Source organism: Pseudomonas typographi, assembly GCF_014694385.1.
GTDB classification, from domain to species: Bacteria; Pseudomonadota; Gammaproteobacteria; order Pseudomonadales; family Pseudomonadaceae; genus Aquipseudomonas; species Aquipseudomonas typographi.
On the sequence record NZ_JAAOCA010000154.1, the window covers coordinates 1 to 350 of the forward strand.

Sequence of the window (350 nt, forward strand, 5' to 3'; positions counted from 1 at the left end):
CAGCGCGATACCCAGGCTGGGGTCGAGGTTAACCGCATCGTCGAACGGCAATTCTTCCTCGCCGTCAGGGCCGAGAAACACGCTCGCGGACAGGTACCGGGCGTTGCGGTATTTCTGCGCCTCGCCGCCAACAAACATCGCCTCCATCACACCGAAGGCGTGCTTGCGAACGTGGATATCGAATTTCTCGGTGATTTCCTTGCCCTTGACGGTATGAGTCCACTCCACCGTTTTCTTCACGAAGGCGTCGGTAATGACGCCTCCCTTTTTCTTCAAGTCGGCCAGCTTCATGGGTTCGCCTTATGCAGTTTTGGGAACCCAGGCAGACCCGCCCGAGCGCTGAATGGACA

Annotated in this window: 1 protein-coding gene; it reads right to left on the reverse strand. The window is 58.0% G+C overall.

The window, feature by feature from the left end:
• On the reverse strand, window positions 1-291 hold a 291-nt coding region (locus tag HAQ05_RS28190), incomplete at its 3' end, for a phage tail assembly chaperone family protein, TAC (RefSeq protein WP_190427713.1).
• Window positions 292-350: the final 59 nt, after the last annotated feature.